This window comes from Pseudomonas sp. COR18, assembly GCF_048568395.1.
Taxonomy (GTDB): domain Bacteria; phylum Pseudomonadota; class Gammaproteobacteria; order Pseudomonadales; family Pseudomonadaceae; genus Aquipseudomonas; species Aquipseudomonas fuscovaginae_B.
In genome coordinates this window covers 5,545,187-5,570,758 of sequence record NZ_CP183808.1, presented here as the reverse complement: position 1 = coordinate 5,570,758, position 25,572 = coordinate 5,545,187, and the positions used below count along the sequence as shown (strand labels likewise).

Annotated in this window: 28 protein-coding genes; 21 read left to right on the top strand and 7 right to left on the bottom strand. The window is 64.7% G+C overall.

Annotation, left to right across the window (positions count from 1 at the left end):
* Positions 1-149 precede the first annotated feature (149 nt).
* The 3 genes from ACM62G_RS25475 to ACM62G_RS25465 all read right to left on the bottom strand — a co-directional run bounded on the left by ACM62G_RS25475 (position 150) and on the right by ACM62G_RS25465 (position 2,475).
* Entirely contained in the window at positions 150-731 is a 582-nt protein-coding gene (locus ACM62G_RS25475; protein ID WP_419735886.1) for a hypothetical protein, read from the bottom strand.
* Positions 728-955, bottom strand: a complete 228-nt coding sequence (locus ACM62G_RS25470) for a hypothetical protein (protein WP_273826162.1) — start codon at positions 953-955, stop codon at positions 728-730. The genes ACM62G_RS25475 and ACM62G_RS25470 overlap by 4 nt, the downstream gene beginning before the upstream one ends.
* A 326-nt stretch (positions 956-1,281) precedes the next feature.
* Positions 1,282-2,475: a lysozyme inhibitor LprI family protein gene (locus ACM62G_RS25465; protein WP_419735885.1), complete on the bottom strand. Its 1,194-nt coding sequence runs from the start codon at positions 2,473-2,475 to the stop codon at positions 1,282-1,284.
* A gap of 267 nt (positions 2,476-2,742) precedes the next feature.
* Here ACM62G_RS25465 and ACM62G_RS25460 point away from each other — a divergent pair, with 267 nt between their 5' ends.
* The 9 genes from ACM62G_RS25460 to ACM62G_RS25420 all read left to right on the top strand — a co-directional run bounded on the left by ACM62G_RS25460 (position 2,743) and on the right by ACM62G_RS25420 (position 12,688).
* Positions 2,743-3,576 (top strand): ABC transporter substrate-binding protein, encoded by an 834-nt coding sequence (locus ACM62G_RS25460; RefSeq protein ID WP_419735884.1) that lies wholly within the window; start codon positions 2,743-2,745, stop codon positions 3,574-3,576.
* Between the two features lie 15 nt (positions 3,577-3,591).
* Positions 3,592-5,097, top strand: a complete 1,506-nt coding sequence (locus tag ACM62G_RS25455; protein ID WP_419735883.1) for an amino acid ABC transporter permease/ATP-binding protein — start codon at positions 3,592-3,594, stop codon at positions 5,095-5,097.
* On the top strand, positions 5,094-5,771 hold the full coding sequence (locus ACM62G_RS25450; protein ID WP_054064377.1) for a GntR family transcriptional regulator: 678 nt from the start codon (positions 5,094-5,096) through the stop codon (positions 5,769-5,771). The genes ACM62G_RS25455 and ACM62G_RS25450 overlap by 4 nt, the downstream gene beginning before the upstream one ends.
* 16 nt (positions 5,772-5,787) lie before the next feature.
* Positions 5,788-6,636, top strand: a complete 849-nt coding sequence (locus ACM62G_RS25445) for an urea carboxylase-associated family protein (protein WP_054060759.1) — start codon at positions 5,788-5,790, stop codon at positions 6,634-6,636.
* Between the two features lie 362 nt (positions 6,637-6,998).
* Entirely contained in the window at positions 6,999-7,295 is a 297-nt protein-coding gene (locus tag ACM62G_RS25440) for a hypothetical protein (protein ID WP_419735882.1), read from the top strand.
* 286 nt (positions 7,296-7,581) lie between these two features.
* Positions 7,582-10,296, top strand: coding sequence for a magnesium-translocating P-type ATPase (gene mgtA, locus ACM62G_RS25435; RefSeq protein WP_273826167.1), 2,715 nt, complete (start codon positions 7,582-7,584; stop codon positions 10,294-10,296).
* Between the two features lie 116 nt (positions 10,297-10,412).
* Positions 10,413-10,628 (top strand): hypothetical protein, encoded by a 216-nt coding sequence (locus ACM62G_RS25430; protein ID WP_273826168.1) that lies wholly within the window; start codon positions 10,413-10,415, stop codon positions 10,626-10,628.
* A gap of 24 nt (positions 10,629-10,652) precedes the next feature.
* Entirely contained in the window at positions 10,653-12,353 is a 1,701-nt protein-coding gene (locus tag ACM62G_RS25425; protein WP_419735881.1) for a Na/Pi cotransporter family protein, read from the top strand.
* A complete protein-coding gene (locus ACM62G_RS25420; protein ID WP_419735880.1) occupies positions 12,341-12,688 on the top strand; it encodes a DUF2493 domain-containing protein in 348 nt (115 codons plus the stop codon). The genes ACM62G_RS25425 and ACM62G_RS25420 overlap by 13 nt, the downstream gene beginning before the upstream one ends.
* 184 nt (positions 12,689-12,872) lie before the next feature.
* Here the strand turns inward: ACM62G_RS25420 and ACM62G_RS25415 are convergent, their stop codons facing one another.
* Together ACM62G_RS25415 and ACM62G_RS25410 are read right to left on the bottom strand one after the other, a co-directional pair.
* A complete protein-coding gene (locus ACM62G_RS25415; RefSeq protein WP_419735879.1) occupies positions 12,873-13,172 on the bottom strand; it encodes a putative quinol monooxygenase in 300 nt (99 codons plus the stop codon).
* Between the two features lie 184 nt (positions 13,173-13,356).
* Positions 13,357-13,560 (bottom strand): hypothetical protein, encoded by a 204-nt coding sequence (locus ACM62G_RS25410; RefSeq protein ID WP_419735878.1) that lies wholly within the window; start codon positions 13,558-13,560, stop codon positions 13,357-13,359.
* A 138-nt stretch (positions 13,561-13,698) separates the two neighbouring features.
* Here ACM62G_RS25410 and ACM62G_RS25405 point away from each other — a divergent pair, with 138 nt between their 5' ends.
* Positions 13,699-14,349: an HAD-IA family hydrolase gene (locus ACM62G_RS25405; RefSeq protein ID WP_419735877.1), complete on the top strand. Its 651-nt coding sequence runs from the start codon at positions 13,699-13,701 to the stop codon at positions 14,347-14,349.
* A 12-nt stretch (positions 14,350-14,361) separates the two neighbouring features.
* Here ACM62G_RS25405 and ACM62G_RS25400 read toward each other — a convergent pair whose 3' ends face one another.
* Entirely contained in the window at positions 14,362-15,618 is a 1,257-nt protein-coding gene (locus tag ACM62G_RS25400) for a 3-phosphoshikimate 1-carboxyvinyltransferase (RefSeq protein WP_054064382.1), read from the bottom strand.
* Positions 15,619-15,825: 207 nt separating this feature from the next.
* On the opposite strand from ACM62G_RS25400, the gene ACM62G_RS25395 reads away from it, so the two are divergent.
* From ACM62G_RS25395 to ACM62G_RS25360, 8 genes are all read left to right on the top strand, one after another.
* Complete coding sequence (locus tag ACM62G_RS25395) at positions 15,826-16,104, top strand: hypothetical protein (protein WP_419735876.1); 279 nt, start codon at positions 15,826-15,828, stop codon at positions 16,102-16,104.
* 369 nt (positions 16,105-16,473) lie between these two features.
* A complete protein-coding gene (locus ACM62G_RS25390) occupies positions 16,474-17,064 on the top strand; it encodes an amino acid synthesis family protein (RefSeq protein WP_419735875.1) in 591 nt (196 codons plus the stop codon).
* A gap of 26 nt (positions 17,065-17,090) precedes the next feature.
* On the top strand, positions 17,091-17,921 hold the full coding sequence (locus tag ACM62G_RS25385) for an alpha/beta fold hydrolase (RefSeq protein ID WP_054061344.1): 831 nt from the start codon (positions 17,091-17,093) through the stop codon (positions 17,919-17,921).
* Positions 17,918-19,396 (top strand): aldehyde dehydrogenase, encoded by a 1,479-nt coding sequence (locus tag ACM62G_RS25380; protein WP_416769174.1) that lies wholly within the window; start codon positions 17,918-17,920, stop codon positions 19,394-19,396. The genes ACM62G_RS25385 and ACM62G_RS25380 overlap by 4 nt, the downstream gene beginning before the upstream one ends.
* Before the next feature lie 12 nt (positions 19,397-19,408).
* A complete protein-coding gene (locus ACM62G_RS25375) occupies positions 19,409-19,894 on the top strand; it encodes a flavin reductase family protein (RefSeq protein ID WP_416769176.1) in 486 nt (161 codons plus the stop codon).
* 57 nt (positions 19,895-19,951) lie between these two features.
* A complete protein-coding gene (locus ACM62G_RS25370) occupies positions 19,952-20,347 on the top strand; it encodes a carboxymuconolactone decarboxylase family protein (protein WP_054059576.1) in 396 nt (131 codons plus the stop codon).
* Positions 20,348-20,426: 79 nt separating this feature from the next.
* Positions 20,427-21,179 (top strand): GntR family transcriptional regulator, encoded by a 753-nt coding sequence (locus tag ACM62G_RS25365; RefSeq protein WP_054059575.1) that lies wholly within the window; start codon positions 20,427-20,429, stop codon positions 21,177-21,179.
* A gap of 1 nt (position 21,180) precedes the next feature.
* A complete protein-coding gene (locus ACM62G_RS25360; RefSeq protein WP_054064385.1) occupies positions 21,181-21,744 on the top strand; it encodes an NUDIX hydrolase in 564 nt (187 codons plus the stop codon).
* Between the two features lie 143 nt (positions 21,745-21,887).
* Here ACM62G_RS25360 and ACM62G_RS25355 read toward each other — a convergent pair whose 3' ends face one another.
* The gene (locus tag ACM62G_RS25355; protein ID WP_419735874.1) at positions 21,888-22,181 is read right to left on the bottom strand and encodes a DUF1330 domain-containing protein; all 294 of its coding nucleotides are present in this window, start codon (positions 22,179-22,181) and stop codon (positions 21,888-21,890) included.
* Positions 22,182-22,254: 73 nt separating this feature from the next.
* Here ACM62G_RS25355 and ribBA point away from each other — a divergent pair, with 73 nt between their 5' ends.
* The 3 genes from ribBA (at position 22,255) to ACM62G_RS25340 (ending at position 25,567) form a co-directional block, all read left to right on the top strand.
* Complete coding sequence (ribBA, locus tag ACM62G_RS25350) at positions 22,255-23,364, top strand: bifunctional 3,4-dihydroxy-2-butanone-4-phosphate synthase/GTP cyclohydrolase II (protein ID WP_054064386.1); 1,110 nt, start codon at positions 22,255-22,257, stop codon at positions 23,362-23,364.
* Between the two features lie 236 nt (positions 23,365-23,600).
* Positions 23,601-24,626 (top strand): polyamine ABC transporter substrate-binding protein, encoded by a 1,026-nt coding sequence (locus ACM62G_RS25345; protein ID WP_054059572.1) that lies wholly within the window; start codon positions 23,601-23,603, stop codon positions 24,624-24,626.
* Positions 24,623-25,567 carry an ABC transporter permease gene (locus ACM62G_RS25340; protein WP_054059571.1) on the top strand — a complete coding sequence of 315 codons (945 nt, stop codon included), beginning with the start codon at positions 24,623-24,625 and terminating at the stop codon, positions 25,565-25,567. Before ACM62G_RS25345 ends, ACM62G_RS25340 begins: the two co-directional genes overlap by 4 nt.
* Positions 25,568-25,572 lie beyond the last annotated feature (5 nt).

The following is a 25,572-nucleotide window of genomic DNA, read 5'->3' as shown; positions in this document are numbered from 1 at the left end:
GAAAGTACGCGAGGCTGTCGAATCCGACAGACTTCATGGCCATCATAGGGAGCGTGGGAGGTGCATCAATGCCGCGAGGGTGATGGCGAGAAACATGGATCGTGTTCGATCGGCGCTTGCGTTGCACAAGCGCCGGAACAGGCACGGGATCAGTGCGAAGGAATGCCTTCGATGTCCTTGACGATGAAGTTCGGCAAGACGTCGACATAGAACTCCTCGACGTCGGAATTGCCCTTGTTGCTGATGGCGCCCCACATGGTCTTGTAGTTGCGCAGGTTGCCCTGCACGCCGGCTGGCATCAGGCGATCACGTGCCTGGGCGAAGTTGAGCACCTCGGCGCCAGACCTGGACACCTTGACCTTGTAGCTGAAATCGACACTGGCCAGGATCGTGTTGTCATCGACGATCATCGACACCAGGCCGCCCTTGGAGTCGCTGATGTGGCGCGTGTAGACCGTACTCACGTCCAGCAGGTAATCGGCGCTTTCGCGGTTTTTGGCATAGCGGCCAATGGTGCTCAGCTTGTCGGACAGTTGATTGCGCAAGCGCTGGCGCAGGATGTCCTGGGACAGAAACCGAGGATTCTCCCCCACCAGTGCCAGATCGAAGGAGTCGATCCAATAGGTGGCGGTTTCCGGGATATGCACCGGTGTGGGCGACACGTAGTAGTCGGATTTTGAAGCACAACCGGCCAGCAGCGCGATGGCCAGGATCAGGGCAGGGATCTTCATGGCCTGGCTCCCTGGGCGTTGCTCAACAGAACATCCATGTAGCTTGTCGGTTCGGCAAACAGTGTCTTCTCGCCAGACAGGCGATCGCTGCCACCGACGCGCCCGATCCGCGGCTCATAGCCGCCCCACTGCTCAAGCGTTCCCGGTGACTGGGCACAACCGGCCAATACCGCACCCGCCAGCATGGCGACAGCCAATCGCAACGAACCGAACACATGACCCATCAAACCTGACTCTCCCTGTTATCCACCCTGAGTTGTGATTGCCAGCGTTCTCCACTTCGAGCGCGAACAGGTCCTTGACCTGCCAACGATTGGCAAGTTCATGGACCTGGCCTGGCGTGAGCGCCATGAAACGGTCGCCCGGGCGAGCTGCATCGCCCGGAACATGAAGAGATGACCCGAAGGGGTGAACGCAGGGCGGCTGTGCCGCGAGGAAGCTCGTCCTGAGGAGAAATCCGTCTGGACGGTCCCTTGATATAACTGCTTGATACAACTGATATCAATTTAATGGCCGGCATCATAGAGTGCCGGATTTTAGGCGTCAAGAATCAGCCTTCGCTGTTTTCGCCAACGAAATCCAGGCGGTCGCCCAGCCACTGGCGAACGATCTCCCTTGCCGCCTGCCGGGCCTCGCTGGCCGACAGGCCGCGCTCGCGCTGCAGCCAGGCGCTGGTTGCCTGGCGCGCCGGTTCAATGGCCGCCAAGGCCTGTTGCCGCTGTTTCGTCGGCCAGGACTTGTCGTCGCTCCAGTCACGGATGACCTGCTCGGGATCCGTACCCTGCTGGTCCGCGGCCTTGAGAAAATCCCGCGGGGAAACGGTTGCCCGCAGCGCCATCAGGCTCCAGCCGGCGTAGCTGGCAAAACGGATGGTGCCGCTGTTCTCGCTGGCCGCCGCCAGCACCGGCTCGAAGCTGCTATCGAGCTGTTTCCACGGCCCCTGCTCGAACAGATTGCCCTGGGGCTCGCAGATCGGCGCCCCACTGTCGCGGCTGGAACCATACAACGGGCCAAAACTGGCGTAGGCATCCTCGCCCTGGCGCGAGAAAATGAAACAGTGCACGTAGGCACGCTGACTGTAGGGCTCATACTCCGATCGCTCGATCAGCATGCGCAGCAGCGTCAGGTCGACCCGCTCACGGCTGACCGAGGCATCCTTCTCGGTATCGGTGAAGACCGACAGCGAGAAACTGTCGTCCGACAACGCCTTGATCGCCACTCGCCGACTTTCCTCGGCCTCCTTTTGCGTGACCCCGCTGGTCGGTTCGAAACGCCGCAGGTAGACCAGCCAGGCGGCGGCCAAGCCATTGCCCGGATACCCTCTCAACCCCTCGGCGGCCTCGGCCGGGTGATAGGGAATGCTGGCGATGAGCGCGTCCAGCGCCGCGGTATCGGGCTGGACCCGCTTGCCCACCTCCACCACCCGCTGGCTCAGCAGAGGTTGCAGACAGGCGGCCAGCTTGTCCGGGGCAGCCGCGCAGGCATTGCGGGCCTGCAGCCAGGTCCGCTGGTCATTGCGCAAGGCCTCACCCGCTTCGGGTGCCAGCGTGGCCATGGCCTTGCTGTAGTAGGCGCCCAGGGCGCCATCCAGCCCGCTCAGTTCGGGGCTGGCACAAATGGCCTTTTCCACCGCCGTGGAGGCCTTCTGGCAATCGAAAGACGCGGCGACCGCGGGTGTACCGGCCCCCAACAGCAGCCCGGAGAGCAACAACATCGAACGGAGGGAGTGTACGTAGCGGTCCATGATGCCCCTTGAGTGAATGCCTGCCAAAGAGCCGATTGTGCCAAGAGCGCCGATTGCCCGTCTATCGACCGGCAAGCCGCCGGTCCTGCCGGAAAAAAGGCCACACACTGACGCACCACGATGTTACTTGCGGTAAAGGCCGTGCGCTTTTCTGATGCGAATCGCCACCTTGCGCCGGTCTGATCGGCCATGAACCCAGTATATGGCACGACTATTGATATACGTATCCATAACGATTGTTGAACAATCATCAGTGGAGCGTTTCCCATGTCCCGAGTCAAAGCCTTCACCCTCGCCCTGACCTTCTGTGCCGCCAGCGCCGCACAGGCCGCCGACGGCACCCTGCAAGCCGACCGCCTGAGCATCGGCTCGGACCTCACCTACCCGCCCTACACCTACCTGGCCCAGGGCAAGCCGGCGGGCTTCGACCCCGAGTTCATGACCCTGCTCGGCCAGCACCTCAAGCTGACCCCGCAGTTCCAGGACACCCGCTTCGCCAACCTGGTGATGGGCGTCAATGCCCGCCGCTTCGACGTAGTCGCCTCGGCGCTGTACGTCACCCCCGAGCGCGCCACCCAGGTCGACTTCGTGCCCTACCTCAAGAGCGGCGCCTCGCTGATGGTCCGCGCCGATGACAGCTTCCGCCCGCAGCGTCCGGAAGACCTTTGCGGCAAGCGCATCGGCTCGATCAAGGGCGGCTCGTGGATTCCCAAGCTGATGGCACTTTCCAAGAGCCACTGCGAGGCCAACGGCCAGGCGCCGATCGACTCGCGTGAATTCCCCACCTCGCCGGAAGCGGCCCAGGCGCTGCTGGCCAAGGCCGTCGACGTGCAGTTCGAGGACGCCGCGGTGGCCGCGATCACCGCCGACAAGCTCAAGGGCCGGGTGGTTATCAGTTCAAAGGAACTGATCTACCCGGTGGTGATCGGCCTGGCCGTGCGCAAGGGTAACGATGCGCTGCTCGGCGAGTTGCGCCAGGGGCTGGCGGCGATGAAGAGCAGCGGTGAGTACCAGACCCTCCTCACCCGCTACAACCTCGGCGAACCGAGCCCGAGCGAAGTGGCCCTGGCCCTGGGCCAGAATCCCCAGGCGGCACAGTAAGCGGGAGCGTCGAGCATGCAATTCGATTGGCACTACGCCGCAGGCCTGCTGGTCAACGGCGATTTCTGGAAGGCAGTCGGCACCGTGGTGGAGCTGAGTGTCGAGACCTGGCTGCTGGGCATCGTGCTCGGCTTCGTGCTGGCCCTGGCCCGGCAGTCGGGCAATCGCGCCCTCAACCGCAGCGCGGCGCTGTACATCTGGTTCTTCCGCAGCCTGCCGCTGCTGGTGCTGCTGATCTTCGTCTACAACCTGCCGCAGGTGTTTCCAAGCACCAGCGCGCTGTTGTCCAACCCCTACGCCGCAGGCCTGATCGCGCTAGTGTTGAGCGAGGCGGCGTACATCGCCGAGATCCATCGGGGCGGCCTGCTGGCCGTCGCCAAGGGGCAGCTCGAAGCCGGCAAGGCGCTGGGTATCCGCTACACCGGCGTACAGCGCCTGATCGTCATCCCGCAGGCGCTGCGGGTAGCCCTGCCGACCCTGGCCAACGAGTACATCACCATCGTCAAGCTGACCTCGCTGGTCTCGGTGATCTCGTTGTCGGAGATCCTGCTGGTGGGCCAGCAGTTGTACACGCAGAACTTCCTGGTCATGGAGACCATGCTCGCGGTGGCCTTCTACTATGTACTGATCGTCACGGTGTTCAGCTACCTGCTGCGGCGCCTGGAACAGCACCTGGACGTGACGCGCCGCCAGCCCAGGGTGATTGCCGACAGCCCGACGGAACGGTTCCCCGTCCGCCAGGAGAGCGCCCCGCGGCGCGGCGAGTTCGCCCTGCGGGTGACCGGCGCGCGCAAGCACTATGGCCAACTGGAAGTGCTCAAGGGCATCGACCTGAACATCCGTTTCGGCGAGGTGGTGTCGATCATCGGCCCATCGGGTTCGGGCAAGACCACCCTGATCCGCACCCTCAACGGCCTGGAGGGACTGGACCGCGGCCAGGTCGAGTTGTGTGGCGCGCCGTTCCTGCGTGGCAGCCACGAGGATGGCGGCAGCCTGGGTAGCCGCCTGCACATGGACGGCATCGTCCAGGTCGGCATGGTGTTCCAGGGCTTCAATCTGTTCCCGCACAAAACGGTGCTGGAAAACGTCGTACTCGCGCCACGCCACCACGGTCACGCCAGCGATGCCGAACTGCGGGCGCTGGGCCTGTCGCTGCTGGCCAAGGTCGGCCTGCGCGAGCACGCCGGCAAGTACCCGCACCAGCTCTCCGGCGGCCAGCAACAGCGCGTGGCGATCGCCCGGGCACTGGCGATGCGGCCCCAGGTGATGCTGTTCGACGAACCGACCTCGGCGCTGGACCCGGAGCTGGTCGGCGACGTGCTGAAGGTAATCGAGGACCTGGCCCGCGAAGGCATGACCATGGTCATCGTCACCCATGAAATGAAGTTCGCCTTCCAGGTTTCCGACCGCGTGGTGTTCATGGAGAGCGGACAGATCGTCCAGGCCGGCGCGCCACGCGAACTGCTGGACAACCGCAGCGAACGGATGAGCCGCTTCCTCAAGGATGTGCAACTGGCATGAAAACCAAGACCCCGGAAAAAACCGGCACCGTCCTGTCCCTGGCCGACCAGGTGGCCTGCGAGGTGCGCGAAGACATCATCGGCGGCCGGCTGCTGCCGGGCATGGCGCTGGTCGAGGCCGAGCTGACCGTGCGCTACAACGCCTCGCGCAACACCGTGCGCGAAGCGTTGCACCAGCTCGGGCATGAGGGCCTGGCCACTTATGTGCGCAACAAGGGGGTGATGGTCCGGCGCCTCGGCGTGCCACAAGTACGTGACCTGTTCCTGGTGCGCCGCACCCTGGAGGTCCAGGCGATCCTGGGCAGCAAGCCGCTGCGCGAATACGAGTCCGACCGCATGCTCGACGCCATCGAAGCCGCCGAACTGGCCCGCGAACGCGAGGACTGGCAGGCCTTCGGTACCCATAGCCTGCGCTTTCACCAGCACATCATCGGGTTGTTGCGCAGCCCGTTGCTCGACGCCTTCTTCACCAACATCGCCGCGCAGATGCGCCTGGTGTTCGCCGTGGCGCCCGATGAAGAGAACTTCCAGCGTCCCTGGCTGGAACGCGACCGGCAGATCCACGACCTGCTCGCCGACGGCCGTCGTCATGACGCCGCCGAAGCCATGACCCGTTATCTGGACGATTCCGAGCACGCCCTGCTCGATCTGTTCAACCACCCACCCCGTTCCTGAAACCGGAGACCTACCCATGTACAAGGATTACCCCGCCGCCTACCAGGTCAGCAAGGGCTCGGCCCTGCAGGTCGACAAGCCGTTCTACGATCGCATCCGCGAGCGTCGGGACGCCCGCACCCTGATCGAGTCCTTCGAGGTGCCGATCCGCACCGGCCGCGCCTGGAAGGTGCCGGCCGGCCACGTGTTCCGTGTGACCGCACCGGTCGGCCCGCAGGTCGGCGACTTCAACATCTGGAACGCCAACGACCCGCGCGAACGCCTGTGGGCGGCCCGTACCCGCCAGTTGCAGGGTGCTCACGTGAGCACCTACGACCGCCTCTGGTCGAACCTGCCGTTCCTGCGGCCACTGGTGACCATCACCGACGACAGCCTGGCCGACTACGGCATCGATGAGCACGGCGGGCGCCTGCACGATCTGCTCGGCACCCGTTGCGACCCCTACGTCAACAAGATGCTCACCGGTGAGGACTTCCACCACCACTGCCACTCCAACCTGACCCGCGCGGTCCTGCCCCACGGCCTGACCGAGTTCGACGTGCACGACGTGCTGAACATCTTCCAGTGCACCGGCCTGAACCATGACGACATGTACTTCATGAAGGCCTGCCCGGCGAAGAAAGGCGACTACCTGGAATTCTTCGCCGAGATCGACGTGCTGTGCGCCCTGTCGACCTGCCCGGGAGGCGACCTGTCGCTGCCGATGTGGGGCCCGGACGCCCAGGACCCGCTGTCCGTGTGCCGGCCGCTGGGCGTCGAGGTCTACCAGCTCGAAGACAGCCTGCTCGAAGGCTGGAAGTCGCCGGAACGCGCCAGCTACAACGGCTTGCATGGACTGGCGATCGGCAAGGCCGATTGGGAGTAAACAACTGCGGGAGCCTGCCATCGCGGCAGGCTCCCCAGCCAACGGTAAAACAACTTCAAATCCAATCCGGCAGTACTTCAGCTGCCATTCAGCTTATATGTATCGAAACAGCCTATTTTTTATTGACTTGATACGCCTCGCTGAGTAAATTTCCCCTGCCTGCGAAACAGGCCCTTTTTCAACTTAAAAAAGAACCCAATGGACACAGTATCCAGACGCAGTCCGATCACCGCGAAGGCGGTTCATCGGGCGCTTAACCCAAATAATGACGGGACTCGACGCACAGTCGGGTGAGCTGCGCCAGGGCCTCGTGCTCCACGTAACTCGCCTCTGCCGGCGCCAGTCCGGTCGCGAGGTGTGTGATGACTTTCAAATCTTCCGTAATGCCAGGCGTTCGCGCCTTTGCTTCCAGCATGCGCGTCAAGCTGTCCCGCGAGCCCACTGTGGCCCTGCGGCCCAGCGCCCTGTTCGCAATTCCCTCCTCCGCTCCCCAGGCATCGCCACGTGCGACCATCGGCTGGCGCATCTGCCCGAGCACCGGTCGGCTGCAGCAGCGCTGGAGCTTCGATGACAGCCAGGACCCGCAGAGTAGCGCGCTCGCACACTCACTGCGCGCGGGTAAAACCCTGGAAGGCGCCGTCGAGGTTCGCGCCGCCTAATTATCCGGCGCAAGCGAAGACAACTTCCAAACATGCACTTTCGCAACTTTGAAGTGCACGGGATTTCTTTGCCCGTTAATTAATGAATATCGAGAAAGTCATTATGGACGAAGCCAGTAGTCGGTTCGCTGCCTGTCGTTTTTCCGTGGGCGGGCAGCGAACGTTAAATATTCCCCAACACCCATATTCGAATCGATCGCACTCTCGCGACTCGGCAGGTATTCGCTCGCCCCGCATTCGGTGAGCCGCACATGCCTGGTCGCAAAGACGTGACAGGGGCATTCCCATGAGCAACGTAAAAACTCCGCCACGGCACCACCAGCACAACGGCAAGGACAACACCCGGCTGTCGATGCGTGCCGCCCGCGAATCGCAACAGGACCTGGCCACCACCCTGGGCAACGTCAGGGCCAGCCGCGACGGCCTCACCGAGCTGGACGCCGAAGGCCGCCTGCAGCGCGAAGGCTTCAACGAGGTCGCCCACGACAAGCCGCCCCGCGCGCTGGTGCAGTTTCTCCATGCGCTGAACAACCCGTTCATCTATGTCCTGCTGATCCTGGCCGGCATCAGCTTCTTCACCGACTTCTGGCTGGCCGAGCGCGCCGGCGAAGACGGCGACCTGACCAAGGTCATCATTATCATGACCATGGTCACCCTCAGCAGCAGCCTGCGCTTCTGGCAGGAGTACCGCTCGGGCAAATCCGCCGAAGCCCTCAAGGCCATGGTCCGCACCACCGCCACCGTACTGCGTCGCGAGCAGATGGGCAGCCAGCCCACCCTGCGCGAAATTCCGATGCGTGAACTGGTGGCCGGCGATATCGTGCACCTGTCGGCCGGCGACATGATTCCGGCGGATATCCGCCTGATCGAGTCCCGCGACCTGTTCATCAGCCAGGCCGTGCTGACCGGCGAAGCGCTGCCGGTCGAAAAGTACGACACCCTCGGCGACGTTGCGCAGAAATCCGCAGCGGGTGCCGCCGCCGACCAGAACAACCTGCTCGACCTGCAGAACATCTGCTTCATGGGTACCAACGTGGTCAGCGGCACCGCCAAGGCCGTGGTGGTCGCCACCGGGCCGCGGACCTACTTCGGCTCACTGGCCAAGGCCATCGTCGGCTCGCGGGTGCAGACCGCCTTCGACCGCGGGGTGAACAGTGTCAGTTGGCTGCTGATCCGCTTCATGCTGGTGATGGTGCCGGTGGTGTTCCTGCTCAACGGCTTTTCCAAGGGCGACTGGGGCGATGCCCTGCTCTTTGCTCTGGCTGTGGCTGTTGGCCTGACCCCGGAAATGCTGCCGATGATCGTCAGCGCCAACCTGGCCAAGGGCGCCGTCGCCATGGCCCGGCGCAAGGTGGTGGTCAAGCGTCTGAACGCGATCCAGAACTTCGGTTCGATGGACGTGCTGTGCACCGACAAGACCGGTACCCTGACCCAGGACCGGATCATCCTCGAGCACCATGTCGACAGCCACGGCCGGCGCAACGATGCGGTGCTGGGCCTGGCCTGGCTGAACAGCCACCATCAGAGCGGCATGAAGAACCTGATGGACCAGGCGGTGCTGCGCTTCTCCGAGCAGGACCCGAAGTTCCAGGTGCCGTTCGCCTACAGCAAGGTCGATGAGCTGCCGTTCGATTTCGTCCGCCGGCGCCTGTCGATCATCGTCAGGGACAACCACGGCGACCACCTGCTGGTGTGCAAGGGCGCGGTCGAGGAAATGCTCGCCATCTCCAGCCAGGTGATGGAGGGTGACACCGTGATGGCTCTCGACGAGCAGCGCCGCCAGGAACTGCTGGCCCTGGCCAACGACTACAACAAGGACGGCTTCCGCGTGCTGCTGGTGGCCACCCGGAATATCGCCAAAGGCCAGGCCAAGGCCCAGTACAAGACCGCCGACGAGCGCGAACTGGTGATTCGCGGCTTCCTGACCTTCCTCGACCCACCGAAGGAGACCGCCGGCCCGGCGATTGCCGCCCTGCGCGAGATCGGCGTGGCGGTCAAGGTGCTGACCGGCGACAACGCGGTGGTCACCTGCAAGATCTGCCGCGAGGTCGGCCTGGAACCGGGCCTGCCCCTGCTCGGCCAGGACATCGAGCACATGGACGAGGCCACCCTCAAGCTGCGGGTCGAGGAGCGCACGGTCTTCGCCAAGCTGACCCCGCTGCAGAAGTCGCGGGTGCTCAAGGCCCTGCAATCGAACGGGCACACCGTGGGCTTCCTCGGTGACGGCATCAACGACGCCCCGGCGCTGCGCGATGCCGACGTCGGTATCTCGGTGGACAGTGGCACGGACATCGCCAAGGAATCGGCCGACATCATCCTCCTGGAAAAGAGCCTGATGGTGCTCGAGGAAGGCGTGCTCAAGGGTCGGGAAACCTTCGGCAACATCATGAAGTACCTGAACATGACCGCCAGTTCCAACTTCGGCAACGTGTTCTCGGTGCTGGTGGCCAGTGCGTTCATTCCGTTCCTGCCGATGCTGTCGATTCACCTGCTGCTGCAGAACCTGATCTACGACATCTCCCAGCTGGCCCTGCCGTGGGACCGGATGGACAAGGAGTTCCTGAGCAAGCCACGCAAGTGGGATGCGAAGAACATCGGCCGCTTCATGCTGTGGATCGGGCCGACCTCGTCGATCTTCGACATCACCACCTTTGCGCTGATGTGGTACGTGTTCGCCGCCAATAGCGTGGAGATGCAGGCGCTGTTCCAGTCCGGCTGGTTCGTCGAGGGGCTGCTGTCGCAGACGCTGGTGGTGCACATGCTGCGGACCCAGAAGATCCCGTTCTTCCAGAGCACCGCGGCACTGCCGATCATCGTCATGACCTGCATCGCCGTCGCGATCGGTATCTACCTGCCGTTCTCGCCACTGGGCACGCTGGTGGGCCTGGTGCCGTTGCCGATGAGCTACTTCCCATGGCTGGTGGGCACGCTGCTGACCTACTGCGTGCTGGCCCAGACCATGAAGACCCTCTACATCCGCCGCTTCAAGCAGTGGTTCTGACGAGCACCCGAGTACGACACCGTCCCCTGTGGGAGCGCCGCCCGGCCGCCTCCCATCAGGAGGGTCGCGGTGTTCGTGCCCGGATCGACCCCACCGGATAAACCCGGGAGACGGCCATGAACCCATTGGAAAAATGCTTCGCCCTCCTCGACTACGGCGTCCGGGCACTGGCGGTACGGTGCCTGAGCAAGGCCGCCCAGGTCGTCCGCCGTGTCACCGTCAGGCTGTATGTCCGCAGGCACCTGACCGGTGTCGAGATGCGTTACCTGCTGGGGTTGTCCAGCACCATCAGTCGTGCCTCGGTGAGGCTGCTGCGCCCACCCAGGAAGTAACACACCAGCACAGGGAGAACCCTCATGTCTGGAACCACTCTGTTGATCAAACTCGCCGGCACCATCGCCCTGTTGCTGTGGGGTACCCACATGGTCTCCACCGCCCTGCTGCGCGGCTTCGGCACCCAACTGCGCAACGGCCTGGGCCGCAACCTGGACAAGCGCTGGAAAGCCCTGCTGTCGGGCATCGGCCTGACCGCCATCCTGCAGAGCAGCACGGCGGTCAGCCTGATGGCGACCTCGTTCACCGCCGCCGGCACCCTGAGCCTCGCGCCGGCGCTGGCGGTGATGCTCGGCGCCAACATCGGCTCGACCCTGGTCGTGCAACTGCTCAGTTTCAATACCTCGCTGGCAATCCCCATCGTCCTGCTGCTCGGTTTCGTGGTGTTCCGCCTGCGCGATGACTCGCGCTACGAGAGCATCGGCTGCGCACTGATCGGCCTGGGGCTGATGCTGCTCGCGCTGAACCTGCTGGGCGGCGTGCTCGGCCAGATGGAAAGCACCCCGGTCTTTCAGGCGGTGATGCAAGGCCTGCAGGGCGACATCCTGATCGCACTGCTGGTCGCCGCCCTGCTGACCTGCATCTGCCACTCCAGCGTGGCGGTGATCCTGCTGATCGCCTCGCTGGCCAGCACCGGCGCAATGACGCCGATCACGACCCTGGCTTTGGTGCTGGGGGTAAACATCGGCGGTGCCTTGCCACCCGTGCTCAATGCCAGCACTGCGGTCGCCCGGCGCATGCCGCTGGGCAACCTCGCCGTGCGGCTGTTCGGAGCGCTGCTGATCCTGCCCTGGGTGTCGTGGCTGGGCCCACTGCTGGAACACTCGGGCATCGCCCCGGACCGTCAGGCGGTGTACCTGCACAGCGCCTTCAACCTGCTACTGGGGCTGGGCTTTCTCGGCCTGGTGGAACCCATGGCCAACCTGCTGACGCGCTGGCTGCCGGCCCCCGAACCGGCAGCCGACCCAGGCATGCCGCAGTACCTCGACGAAGCCGGGCTGGAAGTGGCCAATGTCGGCCTGTCCAACGCCGTGCGCGAAGCGCTGCGCCTGGCCGACATGCTGTCGGTGATGTTCAGCCAGATGCTCGGGCTGTTCGAGAGCCCGACCCAGGCCACTCCCGAGCAGATCCGCCAACTGGACCAGTCACTGGACCTGCTCAGCGCCGCCATCCGCGCCTACCTCGCGGACATCGGCCAGGATGGTCTCTATGACGAGGACGCCGACCGCGCCCAGGAAATCCTCATGTTCGTGATCAACCTGGAGCATGCCGGCGACATCCTCTCCAGCAACCTGGCGCAGTTGGCCGCACGGCGCCGCCGGCGCGGCGAGGGCTTCTCGAAGTTCGAGCTGGGGCACATCCATCGCCTTCACGATGAGCTGCTGGAAAGCCTGAGCCTGGCCATCACCGTCTTCCTGCGCGAGGACATTGCCAGCGCCCACCGTCTGGTCGCCCGCAAGGCCTCGATCCGTCGCCTGGAGGCCAGTGCCAGTCGCGAGCACTTTCGCAAGCTCAGTGCCGACAAGAGCGCCTGGGCCGAGTCCGGGGACATCTTCCAGCGGGTGCTGCGCGACTACCGCCGGGTGCATCACCACATCGCCGCCCTGGCCTACCCGGTGCTGGAGCGGGCCGGCGAACACATCCCGGGCCTGGGCGAGCCGCTGGAGGCGTCCGGTCCGACACGGGACCGCAACGACAAGGATGACTACCCATGCGCGTCCTGATCTGCGCCGGCCGCTACTACATGAATGCCGCCCTGTGTCGCAAGGTGCTCGAGGCCTACCACGCCCGGCAGGGCATCGAGGTGCTGGTGCACGGCGGCAACCAGCACCTGGGCAGCACCCTGGAGGACTGGGCCCGGGAAACCGGCGCCCACATCGTGCGCTACCCCTCCAACTGGCAGCGCTACGGCAAGCAGGCCGAGCGGCGCCGCAACCGGTTCATGTTGCAGGACAGCGAACCGGACCTGGTGATCGCCTTCCCCGGCGGCAGCGACACCGAAGAACTGGTGGCCCAGGCCAGGGCCAACGGCATTGACATCCATTCGATCGACGATTGAGCGAGACACCCATGCACAAGCACCCTCGAACACAAGGTGCGGCGTACGCGGGTTGCGACGTACGCAGGCTTGTGGTGTACGCAGGCAGGCGAGTAGCGCGCCTGCCGCAGGGCATCAAGAGAGGAAGTCAGCACGGTCATGTCGAATCCCGAAAGGAAAATGGACGCGTCCCTGCGTGGCGGTATTACTGTCCGGGTACTTCATTGAGCAACAGGACCTGCTTGTCCTGGACCAGGTCGGCGGCGGCGGCCCCCATGATCCCGTAGTGCTGGGTTACACGATGGCGCTCGATCGCATCCATGTCGCTCCAGGTCTCGATGAAAACGAAGCGCCCGGGATTTTCCCGGTCGACATGCAGAGTGTATTCATGGCAACAGGCTTCTTGACGCGATGGCACCACAGCGGCCTTCAGCACGGCCTCCAGCTCGGCAGCCTTGCCCGGTTTGGATTGAAGAATGGCAACGACACGAATTGCATGGTTCATGGTTTTTCACCTGAATGGGAACTGGGTGCAAAAAGGCACCAGGGCCGACGATGATGATCTCTCGTCGCTCGACCATCAAGGCCGCAAGGCTCTGAGCCGCGACAGACAAGGAGGTTCCCGGCGATCTGCGAACAGGGCCATTGCCTACACGACAGGCAGGCAACAGCCGGATCAGGACACGCCATCAGGGCTTGAGCGGCGTTTCCCGGTCGCGCTCGGGCATCTCCTTGCCATCCTCGGGATGCTTCCAGGTTTGCGGCGGTGGCTCATCGTCCACCTCATCCTCGACGACTTCGTCCTCCTCGGGCGCCGGCACGTCACGCCAGGGCATCGCGCCCAGAGGATGCCGCGAAAACGGAAGGGTCACACCGGCAGGCTGAGTATCCATACGCACCTCGCATCGACCGCCCGGACCGTCCGGGCGTGGAATTCTCAGTGTAGCAAGCGCGGTACCGACAGTTGCCCACCCGCTCGGCCAGAGGAGGTGTGCGTGTTAGCATGGGCTTTTGCCCGGAGGGGATACGCCATGTTTGAGGGTCAGCGCTTCGCGGCGTTTCTGTTCGATATGGACGGGACGCTGCTCAACTCCATCGCCGCCGCCGAGCGCGTCTGGAGCCACTGGGCGCAACGGCATGGCCTGGATGTACCGGCCTTTCTGCAGACCATCCATGGCGTGCGCTGCATCGATACCATCCGCCGGCAGAACCTGCCGGGTATCGACGCCGAGCGCGAGGCAGCGGCCATTTCCCAGGCCGAGATCGACGATGTCGAAGGCGTGGTGGCCATCGAGGGCGCGCGGGAGTTTCTCGCCTCCCTGCCCGCCCACCGCTGGGCGGTGGTGACCTCGGCCCCGCGCGCCCTGGCGCAAAGCCGCATGGCCGCCGCCGGCATTGCCCTGCCGGCGCTGGTGATCACCGCCGAAGATGTCGGCCGCGGCAAGCCGGCACCGGACGGCTACCTGCTGGCCGCCCGGCGACTGGGTGTCGAGCCGTCACAGTGTCTGATTTTCGAGGATGCGCCCGCCGGTATTGGCGCGGCGGAAGCGGCGGGTATGGCGGTGACGGTGATCACCGCCACCCACAGCCACCCCCTGGAGACAGCGCACCCGACGCTGGCGGACTACAGCCGGGTGACGGTCGACAGCAACGACCAGGGCCTGGCGCTGGTCCAGGCCTGACCCTCGGTTGCCTTACGAAGCGTATTGCACGCCCAGCGACGCCAGGGCCTTCCAGTAGTCCGGGTAGGTCTTGGCCACGCAATCCGGGTCCTGGATGCGGATACCGGAAACCTTCAGCCCGGCCAGGGCAAAGCACATGGCGATGCGATGGTCGGAGTGGGTGTCGATCAGCGCGTTGCAGCTCGTACCGGCCAGCGCCGGATCGGCCGCCACCAGCAGATCATCGCCCTCCACCGCGGCCAGCCCGGCCCGGATCTCGTTCAGGCCATCGTGCAGCGCCTGAACCCGGTCGCACTCCTTGACCCGCAGGTTCGCCAGCTCGACGAAACGCACCGGCGTGCGGTTGAACGCCGCCAGCACCGCCAGGGTCGGGATCGCGTCCTGCATCTGCGAACCGTTGATCACCGCCGGCATGTTGGGGAACTGCTGGATCACCTCCAGGGCCTTGGCGTCCGGCTGGGTGAAATCTTCACCGGCCACGCCGAGGTCGATACGCCCTGCCGTCAAGGCCTCTGCCGCCCACAGGTAGGTGGCGGCGGAAGCGTCCGGCTCGACCTGGTAGTCGCAGGCGCTGTAGCCGGTGGCCGCGACCCGCCAGGTGCTCTCGTCGACCGCCTCGACCTGGGCGCCGAAGGCACGCATGCAGGCCAGCGTCAGGTCGACGTAGCCGCGGGCACCGATGTCCTTGCCGGTCAGCGCCACTTCCACCGGTTCCTCACCACAGGCCGCCAGCATCAGCAGCGCCGACACGTATTGGCTCGACAGGCCGCCGTCGATCTCGAAACGCCGCGCCTGCACGCGGCCCTGGCCGCGCACGGTCACCGGCGGGCAACCAGTGGGGCTTTCGACATCCAGGCCGGCGCGACGCAGCGCATCGAGCAACGGGCCGATCGGACGTTTCTGCATGTAGTGGTCACCATCGAGCACCACCGTGCCGTTGACGGTGCTCACCGCCGCGGTCAGAAAGCGCACCGCGGTGCCGGCATTGCCGAGGAACAACGGTTGTTCCGGCACCTGCAACTGGCCGCTGCCGGTGACCACGAACGTGGTGTCGTCGGGTTCGCTGATGGTCACGCCCATCTGCCGCAGGGCATTGGACATGTGGCGGGTATCATCGCTTTTCAGCGCGCCGGACAGGCGGCTGGTGCCCTTGGCCAGGGCGGCGAGCAACAGGGCCCGGTTGGTGATCGACTTCGAACCGGGTGGCGTCACCTTGCCGTTCAGGGACGCGTTCGGCGGGATCACGGTGAGGGTTTGCTGCACAGCCATTGATCAACTCTCCAGGCTCGAAAGGTACGCGCACAGGCTCGTGCGCCTCGACAGTCCGCCATGATGCCATTAATGGGCCCGGCGGATCATCCGTTTCTGTCGGACAGGCCATGCATGACAGGCGCGACTGTCTCGCCTGCGGGTCTTGCGCTTGACCGACAACCCCGGACAATAGAGTCGACTCTTTTTTCCGATAATGAACGTGCCATGACCGCCGACCGCCGACAACACCTTCCATCCCTGCCCTGCCTGCTCCTGCTGGCCTACAGCTTTTCGATGATCGCCGGTTGCTCCGGGCACCAGACGCCGGTCGATGGTTACCCCTGCTACGCCAAGGCGGTGCCGAGCACCGGTGTCGGCGGACTGGCCTGGGGGCCGAACGTGAAGACCGCCAGCGCGAAATCCCTGGACAACTGCCGGCGCTACGCCGCCGAATCGGGTGGAACGCCAGGCTCCTGCAGGGTGACGGCGGCCAACTGCCGCTGACGATCCGCGCCGCAGGGCGTGGCGGACGCTTGCCGACGGGTCAGGCCTGACGGGTACCGGGCGCCATGGTCCTGCCTCGGCGCGCCGCTGTGCATGGACTACTCCAGCCAGCGCCAGTCGCAGTTGGGGTTGCGCCAATTGATGGAAATGATTCGCCAGCAGAACCTGCCCGGCCGGCAGTTCTGACCTCTCAGCCGGGCGTATCGATACCCGGCCCTTCCCGACGCCAGCGTTCAGAACCGGCTCCTCAGCCGCTCGTTCCGACCTCCGGTCATCCTTGGGCAGCACAAACTCGCTGAAGGGGCTTGCGCAGCCAATATTATGGTATACCATCATACCAACAGACCGACACACAACCGAGGAGCCCCCATGAGTTTCGAAATTCGCAAGATCGTCAGCTACATCGAGGAAACCTTCATCGAAGGCGGCAAGGCCACCGACAAGCCGGTGATCATGATCGGCCTGGCGGTAGTGATCAAGAACCCCTGGCTGGGCCGTGGTTTCGTCGAAGACCTGAAGCCTGAAATCCGTGCCAACTGCTCCGACCTCGGCGCCCTGATGGTCGAGCGCCTGGTCAAGGCCATTGGCGGTGCCGAGAAGATCGAAGCCTATGGCAAGGCCGCCGTGGTCGGCGCCGATGGCGAGATCGAACACGCTTCGGCGGTGATCCACACCCTGCGCTTCGGCAACCACTACCGCGAAGCGGTCAAGGCCAAGAGCTACCTGAGCTTCACCAACAAGCGCGGCGGCCCGGGCACTTCGATCCAGATCCCGATGATGCACAAGGACGACGAAGGCCTGCGTTCGCACTACATCACCCTGGAAATGCAGATCGAAGACGCGCCACGTGCCGACGAAGTCGTCGTGGTCCTCGGTTGCGCCGACGGCGGCCGCCTGCACCCACGCATCGGCAACCGCTACATCGACCTGGAAGAGCTGGCCGCCGAGAAAGCCCAGTAATCAGATAAGAAAGGCAGGAGCGCTCCATGATTCGGCACACCGCTGAACGCACCCCGGCCGGCACCAGTTACCTGGCGACCGGCGAAGGCCAACCCGTCGTCCTGATCCACGGGGTCGGGCTGAACAAGGAAATGTGGGGCGGCCAGATCGTCGGTCTCGCGCCGCACTACCGGGTCATTGCCTACGACATGCTCGGGCACGGCGCCAGCCCGCGCCCGGACCCCGACTGCGGGCTGCTCGGGTATGCCGATCAGTTGCGCGAACTGCTCGACCACCTGCAATTGCCCACCGCCTGCGTCATCGGTTTCTCCATGGGCGGGCTGGTCGCCAGGGCCTTTGCCCTGAACTATCCGCAACGGCTGCAGAGCCTGGTGGTGCTCAACAGCGTATTCAACCGCAGTGCCGAACAGCGCGAAGGTGTCATCGCCCGCACCAGCCAGGCCGCGGAGCACGGTCCGGATGCCAATGCCGAGGCGGCCCTGTCGCGCTGGTTCAGCCGCGAATACCAGGCCGCCAACCCGGCGCAGATCGCCGCGATCCGCCAGGTGCTGGCCAGCAATGACCCGCAGGGCTACCTGACCACCTACAAGCTGTTCGCCACCCAGGACATGTACCGCGCCGACGACCTGCACACCATCCAGGTGCCGACGCTGGTCGCCACCGGCGAACTGGACCCCGGTTCGACGCCGCTGATGGCCCGGCAACTGGCCGAGCGGATTCCCGGCGCGCAGGTTGCCGTACTCGCCGAGCAACGGCATATGATGCCGGTGGAATCACCACGCCTGGTCAACCAGGTACTCCTGGACTTCCTTGCAACCACCTACGTCCAACAAACCATAAAGGGGATCGTTGCATGACACTCGCACGCTTTCAGATGTGCATCGGCGGCGAATGGGTCGATGCCCTGTCCGGCAAGACCTTCGACAGCCTCAACCCGGCCCTGGCCGAAGCCTGGGCACAACTGCCCGATGCCGACGAAGCCGATGTCGAGCGCGCCGTCCAGGCCGCCCAGGCGGCCTTCGACCACCCGGCCTGGCGCGGCCTGAGCGCCACCGCCCGGGGCAAGCTGCTGCGCCGCCTGGGCGACCTGATCGCCGAGAACAGGGAGCAACTGGCGCAACTGGAAAGCCGCGACAACGGCAAGCTGATCCGCGAGACCCGCGGCCAGGTCGGCTACCTGCCGGAGTTCTTCCACTACACCGCCGGCCTGGCCGACAAGCTCGAAGGCGGCACCCTGCCGCTGGACAAGCCGGACCTGTTCGCCTACACCGTGCACGAGCCGATCGGCGTGGTCGCGGCGATCATTCCGTGGAACAGCCCGCTGTACCTCACCGCGATCAAGCTGGCTCCAGCCCTGGCGGCCGGCAACACCATCGTGATCAAGCCGTCCGAACATGCCTCGGCGACCATTCTCGAACTGGCCCGGCTGGCCCTGGAAGCCGGCATCCCGCCCGGTGTGGTCAACGTCATCACCGGCTACGGCCCGAGCACCGGCGCCGCCCTCACCCGCCACCCGCTGGTGCGCAAGATCGCCTTCACCGGCGGTGCGGCCACCGCGCGCCACGTGGTGCGCAGCAGTGCCGAGAACTTCGCCAAGCTGTCCCTGGAACTGGGTGGCAAGTCACCGAACATCATCTTCGCCGACGCCGACCTCGACAGCGCGATCAATGGCGCGGTCGCCGGAATCTATGCCGCCTCCGGCCAGAGCTGCGTGTCCGGCTCGCGCCTGCTGGTGCAGGACGAGATCTACGACGAGTTCGTCGAGCGCCTGATCGCCCGCGCCCGGCGCATCCGCATCGGCAACCCGCAGGATGAAACCAGCGAGATGGGCCCGATGGCCACCGCCCAGCAACTGGCCGTGGTCGAAGGCCTGGTCGCCGACGCCCTGGCCGAAGGCGCGCGCCTGCGTACCGGCGGCAAGCGCGCGGACATCGGCGGCGGCTGGTTCTATGAACCGACCCTGTTCGAGTGCGACCGCAATTCGATGAAGATCATGCAGGAAGAAGTCTTCGGCCCGGTCGCCTCGGTGATCCGTTTCAAGGACGAAGCCGAAGCCCTGGCCATCGCCAACGACTCGCAGTTCGGCCTCGCCGCCGGTATCTGGACCCGCGACCTGGGCCGTGCCCATCGCCTGGCCCGGGACGTGCGCTCGGGGATCATCTGGGTCAACACCTACCGCGCCGTCTCGGCCATGGCGCCGATCGGCGGCTTCAAGAACAGTGGCTACGGCCGTGAGAGCGGTATCGATTCGGTGCTGGCCTACACCGAGTTGAAAACGGTGTGGATCAACCTCTCGCAGGCACCGATGCCCGACCCCTTCGTGATGCGCTAGGAGACAGCTGAAATGATCGAACCCGGTATCTACAAAGAAGTCATGGGCTCCTTCCCCTCCGGCGTTACGGTGGTCACCGCCCTCGACGCCGACGGCGGTATCGTCGGCATCACCGCCAGCGCCTTCAGCGCGCTGTCGATCGACCCGGCGCTGGTGCTGTTCTGCCCCAACTATGCTTCGGACACCTATCCGATCCTGCGCGACAGCAAGCAGTTCGCGATTCACCTGCTGTCCGCCGACCAGACCGCCGAAGCCTATGCGTTCGCCGGCAAGGGCAAGGACAAGGCCAGGGGTATCGACTGGCGCCTCAGCGAGCTGGGCAACCCGCTGCTGGCCAAGGCCACGGCGATCATCGAGTGCGAGCTGTGGCGCGAGTACGACGGCGGCGATCACGCGATCATCGTCGGCGCGGTGAAAAACCTGATCCTGCCACAGGACCCGGTCACCCCGATGATCTACCACAAGGGCAAGCTGGGCGCGCTGCCGGCCCTGGCCTGATCACCGTTTCGGCCGTGCGCCGGCCTCTCGCGCACGGCCCTTTTTCGAGGACGCGACATGAGCAACGAGAAATACCGGCAGGGTCTGCAGATCCGCACCCAGGTACTGGGCGAAGCCTATGTGCAGAAATCCATCCAGAATGCCGACGACTTCAGCCGTCCACTACAGGAACTGGTCACCGAATACTGCTGGGGCCACGTCTGGGGCCGTGAGGGTTTGTCGCTCAAGGAGCGCAGCATGATAAACTTGGCGATGATTTCGGCCCTCAACCGCCCCCACGAACTCAAGCTGCACGTACGGGGCGCCTTGCGTAACGGCCTCAGTCGTGAACAAATACGCGAAATCCTGCTTCAAGTCGGTATTTATTGCGGTGTCCCCGCGGCCGTGGACAGTTTCCGGCTGGCCCGCGAAGCCTTTGCCGAGGCCGACGCCGAAGCAGGTTCCTCCAGTTAACCGATGGCTGTCCGGCACGGCGTAACAGGCCCGATACCCTGTTCCCGTGCCCAGGACGACCCGACTCAGAGCGCAACCGATGAAACGCCTGCCACTCGACGACAACTTCAAGGTCAATCGCAACCCCGTCACCCTGCGCGAAATCGTGCTGGACAAGTTGCGAAGCGCCATCATGAACTTCCAGCTGCTGCCGGGAGACCGTCTGGTCGAGCGCGATCTGTGCGATCGCCTGGGCGTCAGCCGCACCTCCGTGCGTGAGGCCCTGCGCCACCTGGAGTCCGAGGGGCTGGTGGCGTTCGCCGATGCCAAGGGCCCGAGCGTGGCCATCATCACCCTGGCCGATGCCCGGGACATCTACGAGCTGCGTTGCGCACTGGAAAGCCTGATCGTCCAGCTGTTCACCCTGCGGGCCAAGGCCAAGGACATCAAGGCCCTGGAAAAAGCCCTGGAGGAAAACCGCAAGGCCCTCAAGGACGGCGAACTGCAGCAGGTGCTCGACTCGGTCCAGGGTTTCTACGACGTGCTGCTCGAAGGCTCGGGCAACCACGCCGCCGCCACCCAGTTGCGCCAGTTGCAGGCGCGCATCAGCTACCTGCGGGCCACCTCGGTCTCCCAGGCAAACCGCCGCGGCGCCAGCAACCTGGAAATGGAGCGCATCGTCGAGGCGATCAAGAGCGGCGATCCGCTGGCCGCGCACCAGGCTTCGGTGGACCACGTCCGGGCCGCGGCCAAGGTGGCGATGGAGTACCTGCAACGCAAACAGGACGAGGCCGGGCCGATTCCGGACATCGTCGCCCCTATCGCCGTGAAAGAACCCCGCATAGGTCGCTGAAATGTCAGCCCCGCGCTTCTGTCCGCAATGCGGTGCCGGTGACCTCGCTCACCAGGTGCCACCGGGCGATACCCATGAGCGCCTGATGTGCCGGGGCTGCGGCTACATCCACTACGTCAACCCGAAGATCATCGCCGGCTGCATCATCGAGCGCGACGGTCGCTACCTGCTGTGCCAGCGGGCGATTCCACCACGCCCCGGCACCTGGACCCTGCCGGCCGGGTTCATGGAAAGCGGCGAAACCACCGAGCAGGCCGCCCTGCGCGAGGTCTGGGAAGAAAGCGGCGTGCGCGCGGAGATCATCTCGCCGTACTCGATCTTCAGCGTGCCGAAGATCAGCGAGGTGTACATCATCTTCCGCGCCATCGCCCTGGAGATCACCGACCAGTATGGGCCGGAGACCCTGGACCGCCGTTTCTTCGCACCCGAGGAAATTCCCTGGGACTGCATCTACTACCCGGCGATCCGGCAGATTCTCGAGCGCTATATCGAGGAGCGACAGGCCGGGGTCTATGGCCTGTATGTTGGTAACGACGATACCGGCAAGGTGCACTTCATCCGCTGAGGCCTTGCGGGGGCCTTGGAGCCCCTGTTCCGATCCTTCCCACGGTCCCCGAGGGAACGCCTCCCAGTCCGCCCTGGTAACGCAGAGCGTCATCGCTGCATTCCCGAACCATCATCACGGCCATTCCCCCGTGTAGCGTCACGTCAGGGCGCCATGCCCTCGACGATGATGATTTCCGCCTCGGCCACGCCCGCGCGGTGTCCCTTGGCCTCCTGATACAAGTCCGAGTGGTAGCAGGCCAGCGCCTGCTCGTAGGAGTCGAACTCGATCACCACGCTGCGCTGCGGCGTCTCCCGCCCTTCCACCGCCTGCGAGCGCCCGCCCCGGGCCAGGAAACGCCCGCCATAGCGGGCAAAGGCCGCCGGCGCGCGGCTGGTGTACTCGGTGTATTGCTCAGGGTCGGTGACATTCACGTGCGCGATCCAGTAAGCCTTCATTGTCGACCTCATTGTTTGTTTATTTTGTATTATGGTATACCACAAATTCTGCCACGCACGCCGAGAATCCAACATGGCCTTTAACAGCATCGAAGAAATAATCGAAGACTACCGCCAGGGCAAGATGGTTCTGCTGGTGGACGATGAAGACCGCGAGAACGAAGGCGACCTGCTGCTCGCCGCCGACCGTTGCGACGCACAGGCCATCAGCTTCATGGCCCGCGAGGCGCGGGGGCTGATCTGCCTGACCCTGACCGACGAGCACTGCCAGCGTCTGGGCCTGGAGCAGATGGTGCCGAGCAACGGCAGCGTTTTCAGCACCGCCTTCACCGTCTCCATCGAAGCCGCCACCGGGGTCACCACCGGCATCTCCGCCGCCGACCGCGCCCGCACCGTGGCCGCCGCCGTAGCGGCCAACGCCTGTGCCGACGACCTGGTGCAGCCCGGCCATATCTTCCCCCTGCGCGCCCGCGAAGGCGGCGTGCTGACCCGCGCCGGACACACCGAAGCCGGTTGCGACCTGGCACGCCTGGCCGGCTTTACCCCCGCCTCGGTGATCGTCGAGGTGATGAACGACGACGGCACCATGGCCCGCCGTCCGGACCTGGAAGTCTTCGCCCGCCAGCACGGGATCAAAATCGGCACCATCGCCGACCTGATCCACTATCGTCTCAGCACCGAGCACACCGTGGTGCGTATCGGCGAGCGCGAGTTGCCGACCGTGCACGGCACCTTCCGCCTGGTGAGCTACGAAGACCGTATCGAGGGTGGCGTGCACATGGCCATGGTCATGGGCGATATCCGCCGTGACGAGCCGACGCTGGTGCGCGTGCATGTCATCGACCCGCTGCGCGACCTGGTCGGTGCCGAGTACCACGGGCCGAGCAACTGGACCCTGTGGGCCGCCCTGCAGCGGGTTGCCGCCGAGGGTCGCGGCGTGGTCGTGGTGCTGGCCAACCATGAATCGTCCCAGGCCCTGCTCGAACGGATTCCGCAACTGACCCAGCCACCCCGCCAGTACAGCCGCTCGCAATCGCGAATCTACTCCGAGGTCGGCACCGGGGCACAGATCCTGCAGGATCTCGGCATCGGCAAGCTGCGCCATCTGGGCCCGCCCCTCAAATACGCCGGCTTGACCGGTTACGACCTCGAAGTGGTCGAGAGCATCCCTTTCACCCAGTAAAGACGGGAGAAAAAACCTCCTGGCCGGATAACCGGTAAGGCAAAATGCTTGCAGAAAGTTTGGAATACCATAATATGACATTCCATAGACCTGACAAACTTTCACAGGAACCCGACCGACAACGAGACAGGCGACTAGCCTTGCCAAGACCGCCTGCAAAGGCACTGAAAAACCAGCTGCTCCCGATAGGCGGGCATCGATAGCCCGCTCAAGAACACAACAATGAGGGCGTGAAAATGGTGTTGAAAAAAGGTACGACCGCTGTATTGCTGGCCGGCTTGCTGAGCATGGGCAGCCAGGCCGCGATGGCCGCCGAAAGCGTCAACTTCGTCAGTTGGGGTGGCAGCACCCAGGATGCACAGAAGCAGGCATGGGCCGACCCCTTCAGCAAGGCCAGCGGCATCACCGTGGTCCAGGACGGCCCGACCGACTACGGCAAGCTCAAGGCCATGGTCGAAAGCGGCAACGTGCAATGGGACGTGGTCGACGTCGAAGCCGACTTCGCCCTGCGTGCCGCCAGCGAAGGCCTGCTCGAACCCCTCGATTTCAGCGTGATCCAGCGCGACAAGATCGACCCGCGCTTCGTTTCCGATCACGGCGTCGGTTCGTTCTTCTTCTCCTTCGTGCTCGGCTACAACGAAGGCAAGCTCGCCGGCAGCAAGCCCCAGGACTGGACCGCGCTGTTCGATACCAAGACCTACCCCGGCAAACGCGCCCTCTACAAATGGCCAAGCCCTGGCGTACTCGAACTGGCCCTGCTGGCTGACGGCGTACCGGCCGACAAGCTCTACCCGCTGGACCTGGACCGTGCCTTCAAGAAACTCGACACCATCAAGAAAGACATCGTCTGGTGGGGCGGCGGCGCCCAGTCCCAGCAATTGCTGGCCTCCGGCGAAGCCAGCCTCGGCCAGTTCTGGAACGGTCGCGTCTACGCCCTGCAGCAGGACGGCGCCCCCGTGGGCGTGAGCTGGAAGCAGAACCTGGTCATGGCCGACATCCTGGTGGTCCCGAAGGGGTCGAAGAACAAGGCCGCCGCCATGAAATTCCTGGCCAACGCCAGCAGCGCCAAGGGTCAGGCCGACTTCTCCAACCTGACCGCCTACGCGCCGGTCAACGTCGACAGCGTGTCGCGCCTGGATTCGGTGCTGGCCCCGAACCTGCCGACCGCCTACGCCAAGGACCAGATCACCCTTGACTTCGCCTACTGGGCCAAGAACGGTCCGGCTATCGCGACACGGTGGAACGAATGGCTGGTCAAATGAAAATGGCCGCCACCGCGTCCCATTCCTCCCAACCGACCGGAGGCGCCACTGGCGTCGCCGGCTCGGCCTCAGGCAAGGCGGCTGTGATGAACAACACCCCCTCCCTGGCCCGCCGCTGGAAAGGCGCCGGCAACCTGGCACCGGCCCTGCTGTTCCTGGGCGTGTTTTTCCTGGCACCGCTGATCGGCCTGCTGCTGCGCGGCGTGCTGGAACCCACGCCGGGGCTGGACAACTACCAGCAACTGTTCGCCAACTCGGCTTACGCACGGGTCCTGCTCAACACCTTCTCGGTGGCCGGCCTGGTGACCCTGTTCAGCCTGCTGCTGGGCTTCCCGCTGGCCTGGGCGATCACCCTGGTACCACGCGGCTGGGGCCGCTGGATACTCAACATCGTGCTGCTGTCGATGTGGACCAGCCTGCTGGCGCGGACCTACTCCTGGCTGGTGCTGCTGCAGGCGTCCGGGGTGATCAACAAGCTGCTGATGGGCCTGGGCATCATCGACCAGCCACTGGAAATGGTGCACAACCTGACCGGCGTGGTGATCGGCATGAGCTACATCATGATTCCGTTCATCGTCCTGCCCCTGCAGGCCACCATGCAGGCCATCGACCCGATGATCCTGCAGGCCGGCTCCATCTGCGGCGCCAGCCCCTGGACCAATTTCTTCCGGGTATTCCTGCCCCTGTGCCGTCCGGGCCTGTTCTCCGGTGCACTGATGGTGTTCGTGATGTCCCTCGGTTACTACGTGACGCCAGCCCTGCTGGGCGGCGCGCAGAACATGATGCTGCCGGAGTTCATCATTCAACAGGTGCAATCGTTCCTCAACTGGGGCCTGGCCAGCGCCGGCGCCGCCCTGCTGATCCTGATCACCCTGGTGCTGTTCTACTTCTACCTGAAGCTCCAGCCGGAATCCCCGGTCGGCGCGAGCAACGCGAGGTAAGCCGC

Bases quoted from the DNA above. Each gene is read 5' to 3' on its own strand.
- ACM62G_RS25475 (WP_419735886.1), bottom strand. From the start codon at position 731: ATGAAGATCCCTGCCCTGATCCTGGCCATCGCGCTGCTGGCCGGTTGT.
- ACM62G_RS25470 (WP_273826162.1), bottom strand. From the start codon at position 955: ATGGGTCATGTGTTCGGTTCGTTGCGATTGGCTGTCGCCATGCTGGCG.
- ACM62G_RS25465 (WP_419735885.1), bottom strand. From the start codon at position 2,475: ATGGACCGCTACGTACACTCCCTCCGTTCGATGTTGTTGCTCTCCGGG.
- ACM62G_RS25460 (WP_419735884.1), top strand. From the start codon at position 2,743: ATGTCCCGAGTCAAAGCCTTCACCCTCGCCCTGACCTTCTGTGCCGCC.
- ACM62G_RS25455 (WP_419735883.1), top strand. From the start codon at position 3,592: ATGCAATTCGATTGGCACTACGCCGCAGGCCTGCTGGTCAACGGCGAT.
- ACM62G_RS25450 (WP_054064377.1), top strand. From the start codon at position 5,094: ATGAAAACCAAGACCCCGGAAAAAACCGGCACCGTCCTGTCCCTGGCC.
- ACM62G_RS25445 (WP_054060759.1), top strand. From the start codon at position 5,788: ATGTACAAGGATTACCCCGCCGCCTACCAGGTCAGCAAGGGCTCGGCC.
- ACM62G_RS25440 (WP_419735882.1), top strand. From the start codon at position 6,999: ATGACTTTCAAATCTTCCGTAATGCCAGGCGTTCGCGCCTTTGCTTCC.
- mgtA (WP_273826167.1), top strand. From the start codon at position 7,582: ATGAGCAACGTAAAAACTCCGCCACGGCACCACCAGCACAACGGCAAG.
- ACM62G_RS25430 (WP_273826168.1), top strand. From the start codon at position 10,413: ATGAACCCATTGGAAAAATGCTTCGCCCTCCTCGACTACGGCGTCCGG.
- ACM62G_RS25425 (WP_419735881.1), top strand. From the start codon at position 10,653: ATGTCTGGAACCACTCTGTTGATCAAACTCGCCGGCACCATCGCCCTG.
- ACM62G_RS25420 (WP_419735880.1), top strand. From the start codon at position 12,341: ATGCGCGTCCTGATCTGCGCCGGCCGCTACTACATGAATGCCGCCCTG.
- ACM62G_RS25415 (WP_419735879.1), bottom strand. From the start codon at position 13,172: ATGAACCATGCAATTCGTGTCGTTGCCATTCTTCAATCCAAACCGGGC.
- ACM62G_RS25410 (WP_419735878.1), bottom strand. From the start codon at position 13,560: ATGGATACTCAGCCTGCCGGTGTGACCCTTCCGTTTTCGCGGCATCCT.
- ACM62G_RS25405 (WP_419735877.1), top strand. From the start codon at position 13,699: ATGTTTGAGGGTCAGCGCTTCGCGGCGTTTCTGTTCGATATGGACGGG.
- ACM62G_RS25400 (WP_054064382.1), bottom strand. From the start codon at position 15,618: ATGGCTGTGCAGCAAACCCTCACCGTGATCCCGCCGAACGCGTCCCTG.
- ACM62G_RS25395 (WP_419735876.1), top strand. From the start codon at position 15,826: ATGACCGCCGACCGCCGACAACACCTTCCATCCCTGCCCTGCCTGCTC.
- ACM62G_RS25390 (WP_419735875.1), top strand. From the start codon at position 16,474: ATGAGTTTCGAAATTCGCAAGATCGTCAGCTACATCGAGGAAACCTTC.
- ACM62G_RS25385 (WP_054061344.1), top strand. From the start codon at position 17,091: ATGATTCGGCACACCGCTGAACGCACCCCGGCCGGCACCAGTTACCTG.
- ACM62G_RS25380 (WP_416769174.1), top strand. From the start codon at position 17,918: ATGACACTCGCACGCTTTCAGATGTGCATCGGCGGCGAATGGGTCGAT.
- ACM62G_RS25375 (WP_416769176.1), top strand. From the start codon at position 19,409: ATGATCGAACCCGGTATCTACAAAGAAGTCATGGGCTCCTTCCCCTCC.
- ACM62G_RS25370 (WP_054059576.1), top strand. From the start codon at position 19,952: ATGAGCAACGAGAAATACCGGCAGGGTCTGCAGATCCGCACCCAGGTA.
- ACM62G_RS25365 (WP_054059575.1), top strand. From the start codon at position 20,427: ATGAAACGCCTGCCACTCGACGACAACTTCAAGGTCAATCGCAACCCC.
- ACM62G_RS25360 (WP_054064385.1), top strand. From the start codon at position 21,181: ATGTCAGCCCCGCGCTTCTGTCCGCAATGCGGTGCCGGTGACCTCGCT.
- ACM62G_RS25355 (WP_419735874.1), bottom strand. From the start codon at position 22,181: ATGAAGGCTTACTGGATCGCGCACGTGAATGTCACCGACCCTGAGCAA.
- ribBA (WP_054064386.1), top strand. From the start codon at position 22,255: ATGGCCTTTAACAGCATCGAAGAAATAATCGAAGACTACCGCCAGGGC.
- ACM62G_RS25345 (WP_054059572.1), top strand. From the start codon at position 23,601: ATGGTGTTGAAAAAAGGTACGACCGCTGTATTGCTGGCCGGCTTGCTG.
- ACM62G_RS25340 (WP_054059571.1), top strand. From the start codon at position 24,623: ATGAAAATGGCCGCCACCGCGTCCCATTCCTCCCAACCGACCGGAGGC.